At 30.9% G+C, this 12,349-nt stretch carries 9 protein-coding genes and 1 pseudogene; 5 read left to right on the forward strand and 5 right to left on the reverse strand.

The window, feature by feature from the left end:
• Positions 1-16 precede the first annotated feature (16 nt).
• Entirely contained in the window at positions 17-697 is a 681-nt protein-coding gene (locus ACFS6I_RS11965) for a hypothetical protein (RefSeq protein ID WP_380920803.1), read from the reverse strand.
• A gap of 595 nt (positions 698-1,292) precedes the next feature.
• On the opposite strand from ACFS6I_RS11965, the gene ACFS6I_RS11970 reads away from it, so the two are divergent.
• Complete coding sequence (locus ACFS6I_RS11970) at positions 1,293-1,898, forward strand: hypothetical protein (RefSeq protein WP_380920805.1); 606 nt, start codon at positions 1,293-1,295, stop codon at positions 1,896-1,898.
• A 20-nt stretch (positions 1,899-1,918) separates the two neighbouring features.
• Here the strand turns inward: ACFS6I_RS11970 and ACFS6I_RS11975 are convergent, their stop codons facing one another.
• Entirely contained in the window at positions 1,919-2,338 is a 420-nt protein-coding gene (locus tag ACFS6I_RS11975; RefSeq protein ID WP_380920807.1) for a hypothetical protein, read from the reverse strand.
• Between the two features lie 165 nt (positions 2,339-2,503).
• On the opposite strand from ACFS6I_RS11975, the gene ACFS6I_RS11980 reads away from it, so the two are divergent.
• From ACFS6I_RS11980 to ACFS6I_RS11995, 4 genes and pseudogenes are all read left to right on the forward strand, one after another.
• Positions 2,504-3,115 (forward strand): hypothetical protein, encoded by a 612-nt coding sequence (locus tag ACFS6I_RS11980; RefSeq protein ID WP_380920809.1) that lies wholly within the window; start codon positions 2,504-2,506, stop codon positions 3,113-3,115.
• Between the two features lie 71 nt (positions 3,116-3,186).
• On the forward strand, positions 3,187-5,535 hold the full coding sequence (locus ACFS6I_RS11985) for an nSTAND3 domain-containing NTPase (RefSeq protein WP_380920811.1): 2,349 nt from the start codon (positions 3,187-3,189) through the stop codon (positions 5,533-5,535).
• Positions 5,525-6,424: a hypothetical protein gene (locus ACFS6I_RS11990; RefSeq protein WP_380920813.1), complete on the forward strand. Its 900-nt coding sequence runs from the start codon at positions 5,525-5,527 to the stop codon at positions 6,422-6,424. The genes ACFS6I_RS11985 and ACFS6I_RS11990 overlap by 11 nt, the downstream gene beginning before the upstream one ends.
• A 324-nt stretch (positions 6,425-6,748) precedes the next feature.
• Positions 6,749-7,932, forward strand: a pseudogene (locus tag ACFS6I_RS11995) (IS256 family transposase).
• A gap of 110 nt (positions 7,933-8,042) precedes the next feature.
• On the opposite strand, the gene ACFS6I_RS12000 reads toward ACFS6I_RS11995, so the two are convergent.
• The 3 genes from ACFS6I_RS12000 to ACFS6I_RS12010 form a co-directional block, all read right to left on the reverse strand.
• A complete protein-coding gene (locus ACFS6I_RS12000) occupies positions 8,043-11,327 on the reverse strand; it encodes an SMEK domain-containing protein (RefSeq protein WP_380920815.1) in 3,285 nt (1,094 codons plus the stop codon).
• A 64-nt stretch (positions 11,328-11,391) separates the two neighbouring features.
• On the reverse strand, positions 11,392-11,793 hold the full coding sequence (locus ACFS6I_RS12005; protein ID WP_380920817.1) for a hypothetical protein: 402 nt from the start codon (positions 11,791-11,793) through the stop codon (positions 11,392-11,394).
• Entirely contained in the window at positions 11,790-12,308 is a 519-nt protein-coding gene (locus ACFS6I_RS12010) for a hypothetical protein (RefSeq protein WP_380920819.1), read from the reverse strand. Before ACFS6I_RS12010 ends, ACFS6I_RS12005 begins: the two co-directional genes overlap by 4 nt.
• Positions 12,309-12,349: the final 41 nt, after the last annotated feature.

The following is a 12,349-nucleotide window of genomic DNA, read 5'->3' on the forward strand; positions in this document are numbered from 1 at the left end:
AAGTCCTTTAGGACAATTAATTCATAGTTCGTACGACTACTGGTCGGCGTTTAACTTTCATGACCATCGTGAGCTGTTTTGCCCAGATGAGTTCAACAGATTCGCCTGTCATCTTCACGACCTTACGACTGTCTTTTACGACAGCTAGCTTCTCGACTCTTACATCAAGCTTAAAGTGCCTATTCAGATCGTTCAGTATCCGTTGTTGGTATTCCTCACGTTCTGTCTTCGCAGGCACCGTCAGTTCGTAGCAATATCCCGGAACATTTTCCTTTTCATCATTGGGAATAAACCGTTCACGGTCCTCTCCCAGCACCAGTATCTGGCTTATCGGAAAGTCGGCTGGCAACGCTAAGGCGAAAAGGTAAATCTCATAGATCTTCATATTGATCAGCGATATCCGCAGGACATCGACAGCTTCATTACGCACAACCAGACTAAAAGAATCTGAAGGTTCCGAAAGACGTATCAACAGCGAATAATAGCGCTGTGCTGGCCGTTCACCTTTCACATATTTCAATGCAGACAGCGTCGTTACATATCTAAATTCTGGATCGAACTTTTTAAATAAACATTCGGGTAAAAATGTTGTCATAATTGGTTTTTTAATAAAGGAGACACGTTTTTCGTTCAAAAATGAAGACAGTTCCTTCCCTGGGGACAGCGCAGAGCTCTCCCAATTGCAAGTTTTTTGCATTTTTTTAAGGTTTATGCTGAAAGTGTATCAGGAGCTAAAAATTTGGCAATATGCCCCCTTTTCAACTTTCAATAGTTAAAAAATAAGTTTGAGAAAATGCAATTTTACGTCTTCGTTTATTGGTTATATTATGGTCTACAATAATGCATTTTGGATGGATAGTCAGCATAGTGACTTTGCACAACAGATCTAATCTGCCGGCTTGATGATGTTTTTGGTGGTTTGTTTTCTGTTCATAACTCGTTTTATAATTAACGAGTCCAGTAGCAGGTAGTATGATGAATATGGGACTACACGCCGTGACCACAATTAAAGTTTCTGACGCCTTACGTAACACGGTCGAACAGTAGACCCATATCCATCTTGATACGCAAATATACGATTTGCAATACAAAGAAAAGACATGGGTATTTTAAACTACTGCCTTGCGTTACGGCGTCAGAATTTGTAGCCGCAAGACTCTTATTTTAAATACCAGTATTTCAGATTAATTCGTTAATCCGAAATCTAACACTAAAGTACAGAGTATATTTTATAAAAGCAAATTATTATATCAATACAATATACGCGAACAAAATTACTTCATTTATAAATAATGAAGAAGGAATGGTATCTTACCCCGTATGAGTTATTAACAATAATTACAGTTCGCACAATTAGATTGAGCTTGGGTATTTCAGGTGAAGAATTATCACTTTATCTAGGGAAGAGTAAAAAATATATTGGACATATTGAAAGTAAGGCAAGTGCACTAAAATATACCGAAGAAGCTCTTTATCACATTGCTATCTATTTCTCTTTAAAAGCAGAAGAGCGTAAAAATGAATGTGTAGAGAATGGTGAACCAATAGATTTTAAAACAAGCTACACAAACTTAGATTTACAACCAGCTGAAATTCAAGAAAGAGATAAAGTATTAAAAGTGGTACCTCCTATTCCGCCAGGCGCAGGTTCCGCATCTACTTTAAATGCTATAATTGAAAACACAAAGTTTTTTGACCAAGCAAGAACTTTGGAGGAAATTGTTAATCACTGTAATAAACTACAACTTCAAAGCTGGACCAGTTCCGATTTCACGGATGCTTTGAGTCGAGCTATTAAAGGCAAAAACAAAAGATTGGAAGTCGTAATTGTTGATGGCAGAAATACCTACATAAAATACAAACCTAAAAAAGAAAGTATTGATAAAAAGGTTGACTAATGTTTATCATGTCCAACGACTTAATCAATCGCTCTCAACATTTCATTTCTACATATTTCTATAAGTCCTACTAAAGTTGGTGATTCATAAGATTCGTCATAACTAATGCTGGAGGCATCACCTAAACAGAACTTACCATTTGCCCAACGTAATGTATTGAAATCTCTTTGCCCTATCCAAAGCTCTTGATAATCATCCCACCACTCAAATATAGTTTCATCATCACAATTAAAAAAGCCAATAACCATATAATTAACATATCCATCGGCAACCTCATATAATTCAACCAATTGCGCAATCACATTTTCAGGTACATTTTTCGTCAAAGCTCGCTCTTTAAAAACATTGATTTGTAATGAAGTAGCTGGAACCAACTCAAAGTCTGATGAGTCAGGAAGCTCTTCCAATAATTTTAATATTTGCAATTGATTTGGAGTCATCAGATCTATTCTTTGTTAATTTATTGAATCTACAAATTTTTCCCAATACAATATATTTTTAAAGGAGATAGTATTAAAGATTCGTTTGATTATATTTGTTGTAAGTCGGTAATAGCCCCTATAATGAAACGAAATCTAGATTTTGAGATCTTAAAAATAAGCAGCATGTCGGATATTGAGCTTTTAAAGATGCTTAATATAATTAAATTACGCAAAAAGCGTGGTTTAAGTCAATTTGAACTAGCATTTTTGTTGGGTCAACGTGACCTTTATGTGCGAGATTTTGAACGACCAGATCATACTTTAATCTTAGGTCTTAGTGAAAATAATACCATCAAAATAATTTTCAAATGTGAACTTGATGATTTTGTTCCATTAAACAATAGTACTATCAATCAACAAATTCGAATCCACTACCACATTGATCAGCAAGGCAACAGAGTTTACATAGCAGAGCAAAAAGTTGCAAACGGCAAGTGGAAGGAGTTTTTAAGATTTGGTGATGAAGAAAAGGATATCCTTCTAGATTCGTCTAGCACAGTAACTAACACGCAGGTTCAAAGTTGGATTGATGAAAATTACCATAATGGATATTTTAATGATGCTAAATCTGCACTTCAAATATTCTTGGACTGTGAAGTTCATTTCGATGAACCAGTTCGACCGCTATTCATTGCCAATGCTATTCAGCACTATACAAAAAAGAAGAAAGCTCCTAGGTTGGTTAAAAACAGAGACAAGATGAATGACTATGATGTTTTTGTGAAAGAGATGTAATTAAAGGAATCAGTTTTATAATCAGGCTAAAATAGGCTTTAATAAAATAAATAATATTAAATTTAATACAAATGCAATATAATCTTGAAGTTCTAAACGATAAAGAGTTTGAGTTGCTTTCGAAAGATCTTCTTGAAAAAGTTCTTCAGACTTCACTGCAGAATTTTAAAAGTGGGAAAGATGGCGGAATAGATGTTAGATATTCATCTAACTCGTGCTTTAATGAAATCGTAATTCAAGCAAAAGCCTATACAAAATCTGCATATTCTGATCTCAAAAGAGTGATGAGAAAAGAAAAGGAGAATATGGATTCATTATCTCCTTCCCCAAATAGATATATTTTAACAACTACTTTTTCCTTGTCTCCTAAGCAGATTGATGAAATAGTTAGTATGATGAATCCATATATAGTATCACCCCAGGACGTATATGGAAGGGAACGAATCGAGTCATTAATAAGCAATGAGCATGAAATTGAAAAGAAATACTATAAACTTTGGCTTACTAGCACAAATGTGTTGGAAACGATACTTCACAATGGTCAACGTGCCCAGTCGGAGTTTTATGAAAGCCTGATTCTAAAAAAAGCGAGTCTTTATGTTCCAACAAAAAATCTTCATGATGCAATAGATAAACTAAATGAAAATAAATTTATAATAATATCAGGTGAACCTGGCGTAGGAAAAACTACTATTGCATATATTTTAATATGTGATTTATTAGGTAAAGGTTATCAATTAATTAATATTGACGATAAAATTAGTGATGCTTTAAATCTCCTGTCTTCAAATCATGATACTAAGCAAGTATTCTTTTTTGACGATTTTTTAGGTGCCAATATAAATGAAATATTAAACCCCAAAAATACAGAAAATAAAATATTAAATTTTATACGTCATATTGAATCATCAAAAAATAAATTTTTAATCCTTACATCTAGGACTACTATCCTTAATCAGGCAAACGACAATTATGAACATTTTGCACGTGAAAAATTCGACAAAAGATCAAAGTATGAATTAAAATTAAATCATTACACCAAGCTAGATAAAGCAAAAATAATATACAATCACCTATATTTCAATAATATACCAGAAGATTTTAAAAATAATTTTTTTATCAATAAAAACTATCTCAAAATTATTGAACATAAAAATTACTTTCCACGATTAATTGAGTTTATTACGAATCATAATAATTTTGACATTGAATATTATAACACTGTTGATGAATTTATATTTAAGAATTTAGATAATCCAAGTGAAATCTGGAAGATGGCATTTGAACGTCAATTAGAAGATGAAGATAGATTTCTATTACTTTCGATATTTTCATTTGCACAGAAGAGTATCTCGCATTCTAGATTAGAAAAAGCATTTATAAATAGGTATAATTACGAAATAAAACAAAACAATATTACAAAAAAAGTTAATGCATTTAATAGATCTTTAAAGAAGATTCTGGACAGTTTCATAATTTCAATCAAAACGGCAGATGGAGAAAATGAGTATCAATTACTAAACCCATCAATTGCAGATTTTTTAATAAATTATTTAAAAGATAATAATGACGAAAGAAATAGAATTCTCAATTCTATATTATATATTGAACAACTAACAGGATATTTCGATCCGTTAAGTAAGAATAAGATCAATCTTAAAAATACATTTCTTGAAAGTTATTATTCCACTTTTTTGAAATTAGTTAATAAACTTGAGAATAGGCACCATAGTTTTGTAATTCTGGATATCTTATGTTGTTTTGATAAATTTTTTCGAATCAATTTGATAAAAGATTCTAGACCTTTTGATGTTTACTTGCAAAGTCTAGTAGAATCAGTTCCTAATTCCTATGTTATGAGTAGTAAACTTATAACATTAATTGAAAATATCTATAAAAGTTATTCAAAAAAGACAAGGGATATAGTAACTTTAAATTGGTCGACACTCATGTCATTAATAATTAAAAATGCGTATGATAGTAATGATCTTGCTGAATTAGCAAATCTTCATTCTCTATATTCCATTAATTTAGCAGAAATTATTGAAAATGAAAACATAAATCCCCTTCTGCAAAATAAAATCAGTAAATTATTTGAAGAATATGCGAGAGATTTTCAGTATATAGCTAGTGATGATGATATAATTGAAACATATAGTAATACTGGTATAGATAACACATTAACTTTTCTTGATGAGAAATTGTGGGACTCATATTCAGTCTTTTTTTTAGACTGTGGCTTAAGTGATTATTATGACTCTTTTAATCATGATTATGATATAGATACAGCTCATGTACTAAGTGAGGTGATTCAACATTACGAACATAATGAAGATGATTATAACATAGATGCTTTCATAGATCAATCTCCTTCTATTAGTGATGAGTATAAGATGATTGAAGAACTTTTTGAGAGATAATCCACATAATACAAATATAAAAAATCAAAATATGTGTCAGGATTTACAAAAAAGAGTCGCCGAATTAAAATTAATGGCCTCTGATTTAACAAAATTCAGTGAAGATGAAGTGAGGAAGATAATATCAAGCATATTACCTCAGATTCCATTATTTATTTGTGACTTTGAAAAAGGCCGAATAATTGAAAGAGCTGTAAGTAACAATAGTTTGGAAAACCTACATACTAACGTAGAAAGATTATCATTTAAACCCGCCGATTTGAATGATAAATTACAAAGAGCGAGTATAATTAATGACACAATGTTCTATGGAAGTGTTTTGTTTTTAGGAAATAAAGAAATTAATTACGAACGAATTATTGGTAGTTTTGAAGCATGTGGACTACTAAGAGAAAATGAAGACGGAGATGAAATAATGTCATTTGGACAATGGACCGTTATAGATCAAATTTCCTTTGTCACTATTATTGATCCGTTAAAAAAATATAAAAATGAATATCTTAAAACTTTGCAAGAGCAACAGAATAAATATTTTTCTCAAAGTATTAAAGAAAGTAGTTGTTTAGAAATTATTCTTGATTTCCATTCGTTTTTGGCTGATGAATTTAGTAAAGATGTTAATAAAGCTGAAAATCACAATTATTTAATTAGTAGTGTAACCGCAAACATTTTCAAAACCCATGGTTATGGAGTTTATTATCCTAGTGTTCAAATAATGGGAGAAGGAATGTGTGTTGCAATTCCCCCTGGTATGACAAGTAGAATAATACTTGAGAAAATATTAGTTTGTAAAATTAGTAAACGTGGGAAAAGTATAGAAATTAGTAATCAAAAAATCGCTATTCTTAAAGATAAAACAAACGAAATAATATATTTTGATGTGCAATAGCTAAAGTAAGTGAAGTAGTCATAATTCTAATTTCTGATTCAGTTATTAATTTATCATAACTGTCAGATTAAATCTTGACTACTTCACATTAGGATTAAGTTAATTACTGAATGTCACACTTAAAATAGCTCTCATCTATTTTAACTTTTACAGAGACTGTAACGTAAACTGTGTCAACGGAATAATTTAATAAGATTTTTTATATTTAATTATTCAAACGACATGGTCATGAAAGAAAAGACCCCATTCGATTTTTCATTCGTATTTGTTTTTTAATTGTATTCAAGAGGGCTTCGACGTTTTGAACGCTTCAAAGATGAAGCTATGCAAGGTCTTTATAACGGGAAGAGTTTATCTCCCAACGACGGCGTTCTGGCGCCCCTAATGAAGCATTTACTAGAGTCTATAATGGATGGCGAGTAGAGAGTCACCTTCAGGAAGATAAGGCCTCAGGTAATTCCAATCGTCGTAATGGTAAGACCAAAAAGACTGTCCGCGGCCTTAATACAGGTACTTTTGAACTGGAGTCTGGACGGGATAGATCCGGTACATTTGAGCCTAAGGTAATTCCCAAGCGTCAGCTCATTATTACAGAACAATTAGAAGGCCATGTCCTGAGTATGTATGCCAAAGGGATGAGCACACGTGCTATAAGTGATTTTATCCGTGAGATGTATGCTATGGATATTTCTGCAACCGAAATATCCCGTATCACAGAAAGTGTTATGCCTGCCGTTAATGAGTGGCGAAGTCGTCCGCTAGAGGCCGTCTATCCCTTTGTTTTCCTGGACTGCATGCATTATAAAGTCCGTCAGAACGGCACGGTTGAATCTAGAGCTATTTATAATATATTAGGTGTAGGAATGGATGGACGTAAAGATCTGATAGGTCTTTATAGTTCAGAGAATGAGGGTGCGAAGTTTTGGCTATCTGTTCTTACAGACCTAAAACAGCGTGGTGTCGAAGACATTCTAATTGCCTGTATCGATGGTTTAAAAGGCTTTCCTGAAGCTATTGAAGCTATTTTCCCTAAAACTAAAGTTCAATTATGTATCGTCCACCAGATCAGATCAAGTATGCGCTATGTTACAGAGAAGGATAAAAAAGTTGTCATTGAAGACCTAAAGCCCGTTTATAAAGCTGTTAACGAAGAAATGGGTTATGAAAACTTAATTATCTTCGAAGAGAAATGGGGTAAGAAATATCCAATTGCTGCTAAATCCTGGTTGGATAATTGGACGAACTTATCTACTTTTTTCGAGTATGATGAGCAGGTCCGCAAGACTATTTACACCACTAATCCTATTGAAGGAATGCACCGTCAGGTCCGTAAAATTACGAAAACTAAAGGTGCATTCAGTTCTGAGCAGGCTCTTATGAAGTTGATGTACCTGATAATAAAGGACATCTCTAAAAAGTGGACAATGCCGATGCACAACTGGGGCTTGACGATATCCGGGCTTTATATTAAATTTGGAGATAGGCTCAAGCTGGATAGAGGCTTTTAGAATTAGGCTAATTATCCAATGACACAGTTTGAGTTACACTCCCGTTCAATTGAAATTTCACTTTGTTTTTCAGCATACAATTTCGCTCAAATTATTATCAAAACCTACTTTTAGGTTCTCTCACTAATTTTCTTTATTGCTTCAACAGCATATTTACCATAATTTTGATCTGAGGTGAAATTTCGTAATAACTCAATGTCAAGTATTGAACCTAGGATGCCAAGTATTAATATCGCATTTTGATTTAACTCGATTTTATCCTTCTTAAAGAAAAATATTCCACCTTGCCAATTTAAATCATGTAATGCCTTCCTACTCGCAAAAACAATCTCAGCTTTATATATATTATCAATATTGTACACAGCTTGAAAATCAAAGTCAATATAAAAGCTTTTCTGTTGACAAATAAATTTGAATTGCCATACTGTATCAAGTAAAAATCTGTTATCTAAATTGAAAAACTGACTGGATAAATCCTCAATTTTTTGCCCCTTTTCTTCATACTTAATATCAGAGAGACTATGAAAGTAACAGATTTCAGCTAGCAAGCGAATTGATTTATTTTTCTCTTCCAAATTAGAAATGTTGATTTCGGGCAATGGATAATCACTTTTTCCTAATATTAAAAATGCAAGTAAATATAGAGCTAATGAATCTTGGGGAAAAGAAACAGTTTCAAACGGTGATTTTGTCCACTTTGTAATATATTGCAGTGATTTTGATCCAATGACCTTATGTGCATCTAAAATTAAAGATATCGTAAATAGTGCATTATGTGAGGCTTGCAGAGCCATTTCATAAAATTTCACTTTTTTATTTGGGGATAATTCTTGAATTGTATCAATATATGCCGCAGAATACGGATGATCAAATTGACAAAAATAAATTACTGCTGCTTTCTCACAAGCCCCCTCATCATTTTGATATAATAATATGTTATCAATTTCATCTATTACAACACTTAAATACTCATTCGAATCGTCTTCCAATTCACCAAGCGAGGATAACGCGTCAAAAATATTAGTAGAAAGCCATATATTTTTAGTTTCAGAATGCATCTTTTTTATTGCCTCTACTAAATTTCTTTTCTCTTGATCATTATTAAACAAGTATCTAATTTGTGTGAGAAATTCTGAAATTAAGTAATAAGGTACGTGACGCCAAGTTTGAAGAGAATTTAATGCATAGGAATACAAGGTATTTAATAGACTATTCCATCGAAATAATAACAATAATAAATAGATTTGACCAAATTTTAACTTCTTATTCTCAATTAGCTTTATTAGCTCTTGTTTAGATATTTTAAGACGTTTATTATTATTAAAAAAACCAGAATGAATATTAGAAAATAATTGGGTTAATACAGTTTGTTTTCCCCAACTATCAATATATGCAGAATGGAATACACTTGAACGTACACTAATTCTATTTTCCTCTCCTAAGTTCCAGAACTTATTTACTGCAGTAAAGCAAATATCATCCATTCTACTTATAATATCCAATAATTTTTCTAAACAAAATCCATTTAATAACTGACCTTGAATTGCCATAATTAATGCTAATTCTTTTTTTGTCCAGTCATTTAATGAATCACTTTTAATTTCAAAAATTTCTAATTCCTCTGAAAAACAAAATTCAGATCTTTCAAGCTCCTGACTAAGTTTTGGTAATATTTCAATAATTTGATTTTGAACCCAAAGTTGACAAAAATCACCTCCATCACCATTTACTAATTGATCAAATATATTTTGATCTTCGATAAATTTTAATAACTCAATTATTTGCGATTCATCATCCATCGCACCAATTATTAATATTTTTTTATCATTGTTTTTCGGTTCATTAATGGCTGTTATAATATCTTTACTATTATTCGAGAATCTAATAACACTTTCCGCAACAAAAAAATTAAAAAACATTTCGTGCCCAAAACTTAATTTGCGATTTCTCTCTTCAAGAATGCCACTCTTAAAACATTCGTCTAATATTTGTGAAGTAATTGAATTCTCTAATAATATATTTTCTACTACCCGTGTAGGAAGACTAAATGTGATTCTTTCCGACATAGTGCCAGCAATGAGAGACATTAATTGAAAACTTTCAATACAAACTTGTTTTAGTTTTAATTTAATAAAAGATGAGAAAAGATTATGTCGACTCTTTGGAAACCCCTGTTTAAAGCCAATCTCACCTATCATTTTGGCTTCTAAACCTGTCGAAATAGCGGATAGAACTGAATTTAAATCTATATCATAAATACCTCTTCCATAAGAAACAACAATTGCTTCACAAATTTCTTGAGATGGTTTCTGTATAGAGATTTCTTTATAACCAAGTTCTTCCAAAATATTACTTTGGACTTGAGTTGTTATAATCACTAGAAAATTTTGGTCCTTAGAAATTTTTGATAACTCAATAATAAGTTTTGATTGTAATTTATTACTACATTCATTGAGACCATCCAATATTAATAAAATACGTTGATTCAGATCTTTTGCTATTTTTAAAAATTCAGCTACAGAATCAAAATTATATGCACAAACTTCTTTTGTGAACATGCTTTGGATTCCATCATCGTAATACTTAGCCTGTAGGAAAATTGGAAATACTGTTTCTATCAATTCTATTGAAATCAACTTAGCTAAAGCAGATTTTCCACAACCAGAAGGACCCAAGATAATTAATCCATCATTATCCCATTTTTCATCTGTTATTTGATTTGAAAAATAAGATTGATTTTTTGAAATGTATTCAATTGGAATAAATTTTTCAGTATATAATCGTTGGTTTGCAGAATAAACTTGTTTAAAGAATTGAATTTTGTGTTCTATGTTATAAAAAGTCATTAATGAATTTGACCCTTTATTAACCTCTGAACTGAATTCTTTTTCCAAAAAATCCCTTACAGCAGCAAACTTCTTATAATCTTTATAATACAGGTTTTTTACTTGCACCATCAGATCATTAACTTTCAGTATATCATTTTTGGGATCAAAAAAACCTTGGTATTTCAATTTTAAAGATTCTGAAAAATGTGGAAGTTTCTGGTTAGAAAGTATTAAGAATTTTAAACCATTTGGATATGACTTTATATATTCTTTACTAACAAAGGTCTCTAAAGCGTTTTTAATTTTCTTCAAGTCTGTCCGTGAGGTAATTTGAAATGCAAATTTTGATATTTCTTTATCTCCAAGATCTATACCTGGCATATTTTGCTTCTCGTCATTTAAATCAATAAGATGATAATCAAATAAAAGATTTAATAAATATGCAGACGTACCCTCAGATACTCTATTTATATCAAAATAAATTTGGGCATTATTGATTGAAATTTCCGTTATCCATTTAATTAGATAAGAATTAACTCTATCAAATTCTACTTTTGCATTGGGCATAAAAATAATGGTAAATTTAATTAGGAATTTCGCATAGAATACTTAGATTGTAAATATCTTATTATTATTTATCCCTAAATTTTGGAATTACAATCAAAATACTGCCTATTATAAATAAAATCATTTTGTATTTTCCTGATTCATCTACTACCTCATTCCAAACCTTAATTTCTTTACGATTTTCAGAGTAAATCTTCCAATCTTTATCGTAATGTTTGAAATCTATGGTCGATGAAACACCATATTCAGGATTTCTTGAAGAGAAATCCTTTGAATATACATGCCAAATTGCATCCAGTTTTTTATGCATATTATAAATTTCGGCTTCATGTTTCTGATTCCTTAAATCTTCTTCTATAATTTGAATAAAGAATGAAAACAGAATTATTATCAGTCCTATTCCTTCTATTCTATTATTAGTAAATCCTTTATTAAGTGCTTTAAAGGCTTTTCGGACTTTGTTCATCTAATTCTTTTTTCTAGACCTATATTTAAATTATTGATATTCAGGTCTAATTTAATTAATTTCTCAATTTCTTCAATTTGATAACCAATATGATCATAAGCATTAAAGGTTATTTCGCTATCTTGATGAGCTGATGATGTGACAAAATGAATTAAAGAGAATTCTAATTCTTGCAATTTATTAAGTATATTTTCCTGAAGAATAAATGAATTTTTAGAAAGACAATATTTAAATTCATATGCCTGGCCATAATATGCACCTGAATATTTTAAAAATTTTTTTTTCCATTGATTTTTATCACCTTTATAAAATTGAACATAATCAACAACATCAAAGAACTTTGCATGGGTACTTTTAACAATGTGCATCAATTCTTTATACGAATTTAATTTTTCTTGAAATAATTGATCTTGATTATTTCTCTTCTGGTCTTTTAAGTATACGAATACAGAAAAAATCACTGCCATAATTGAAAATAATAAAGAAAAAAATGATATAATATCTGAATTGCTCATCACTTGTTTAATATAGACTTATTTATATTTTATGTTAACCT

The sequence above is a fragment of the Sphingobacterium anhuiense genome, assembly GCF_042686355.1.
Lineage (GTDB): Bacteria > Bacteroidota > Bacteroidia > Sphingobacteriales > Sphingobacteriaceae > Sphingobacterium > Sphingobacterium anhuiense.

What these genes read in the sequence shown, in the direction of transcription:
- ACFS6I_RS11985 (WP_380920811.1), top strand. Translation starts at nt 3,187, where the DNA reads ATGCAATATAATCTTGAAGTTCTAAACGATAAAGAGTTTGAGTTGCTT.
- ACFS6I_RS12005 (WP_380920817.1), bottom strand. Translation starts at nt 11,793, where the DNA reads ATGAACAAAGTCCGAAAAGCCTTTAAAGCACTTAATAAAGGATTTACT.
- ACFS6I_RS11970 (WP_380920805.1), top strand. Translation starts at nt 1,293, where the DNA reads ATGAAGAAGGAATGGTATCTTACCCCGTATGAGTTATTAACAATAATT.
- ACFS6I_RS11975 (WP_380920807.1), bottom strand. Translation starts at nt 2,338, where the DNA reads ATGACTCCAAATCAATTGCAAATATTAAAATTATTGGAAGAGCTTCCT.
- ACFS6I_RS12000 (WP_380920815.1), bottom strand. Translation starts at nt 11,327, where the DNA reads ATGCCCAATGCAAAAGTAGAATTTGATAGAGTTAATTCTTATCTAATT.
- ACFS6I_RS11965 (WP_380920803.1), bottom strand. Translation starts at nt 697, where the DNA reads ATGCAAAAAACTTGCAATTGGGAGAGCTCTGCGCTGTCCCCAGGGAAG.
- ACFS6I_RS11980 (WP_380920809.1), top strand. Translation starts at nt 2,504, where the DNA reads ATGTCGGATATTGAGCTTTTAAAGATGCTTAATATAATTAAATTACGC.
- ACFS6I_RS12010 (WP_380920819.1), bottom strand. Translation starts at nt 12,308, where the DNA reads ATGAGCAATTCAGATATTATATCATTTTTTTCTTTATTATTTTCAATT.